This is a genomic window from Nonomuraea sp. NPDC049480, assembly GCF_044465905.1.
Taxonomy (GTDB): Bacteria; Actinomycetota; Actinomycetes; order Streptosporangiales; family Streptosporangiaceae; genus Nonomuraea.
The window spans coordinates 1-1148 of the sequence record NZ_JBITMD010000090.1; the positions used below are offsets into that span (position 1 = coordinate 1).

The following is a 1148-nucleotide window of genomic DNA, read 5'->3' on the forward strand; positions in this document are numbered from 1 at the left end:
GCGGGCGTTCAGCCGTTGTCCGTCGAGGACGGGCTGGCCCTGTTCGACACCGCCGTATCGTCCGGCCGGGCCGTGCTGATCCCCGCACGATTCGCACAGACTAGGACCAAGGTCCGCCGCGCCAGCACGGCCAACGGCTTCGCTCAGCGCCTGGCCGCACTGGACTCCGCCGGCCGCCAGTCGATGCTTTCTGATCTGGTCCGTGGCAGCGCGGCCACGGTGCTGGGGTTCGCCGACGGCTCGGCGATCGATTCTCAACGCCAGTTCCAGGACCTCGGCTTCGACTCGCTGACGGCGGTCGAGTTCCGCAATCAGCTCAACGCGGCCACGGGGCTGCGGCTCCCGGCCACGCTCATCTTCGACTACCCGACGGCTGAGGCGGTGGCGGAGTTCCTGGCGAATGAGCTGGTCGGCGGGCAAAGCTCAAAGGCCGTGGCCACCGTGACCGCCGCCGTCGACGAGCCGATCGCGATCGTGGGCATGGCCTGCCGCTACCCAGGTGGCGTGGAGTCCCCCGAGGATCTGTGGGAGCTGGTGGCGCAGGCGAGGGACGCGATCGGGGACTTCCCGGCCGATCGTGGCTGGGACGTGGAAGGGGTGTACGGACCGGAGCCCGGCACACCTGGGAAGACCTACACGCGCCAGGGCGGGTTCCTGTACGACGCCGCCGAATTCGATCCCCAGTTCTTCGGGATCTCGCCGCGTGAGGCGCTGGCGATGGATCCGCAGCAGCGGTTGCTGCTGGAGGCGTCGTGGGAGGCGATCGAGCGGGCCGGGATCGATCCTGACGGGTTGCGGGGCAGCCGGACGGGTGTCTTCGCGGGCGTGATGTATCACGACTACGGGCTGGGCACCCCCGCCTCGACGAGTGGTGGCAGCTTGGTCTCCGGCCGGGTCTCCTACACGCTGGGGCTGGAAGGCCCAGCGGTGACGGTGGACACGGCGTGCTCGTCGTCGCTGGTGGCGCTGCACTGGGCGGCGCAGGCGCTGCGGTCGGGTGAGTGTGATCTGGCGCTGGCCGGTGGCGTGACGGTCATGTCGACGCCCGGCATGTTCATCGAGTTCTCGCGGCAGCGCGGGTTGTCGGCGGATGGGCGGTGCAAGGCGTTCTCGGCGTCGGCTAATGGCACCGGCTGGGGTGAGGGTGT

At 69.8% G+C, this 1148-nt stretch carries 1 protein-coding gene; it reads left to right on the top strand.

Features of this window, described 5'->3' with window-relative positions; all coding sequences use genetic code 11:
- Window positions 1–1148 (top strand): beta-ketoacyl synthase N-terminal-like domain-containing protein (locus ACIBX3_RS61250; protein ID WP_397130039.1); only part of this gene is annotated, 1148 nt, incomplete at both ends.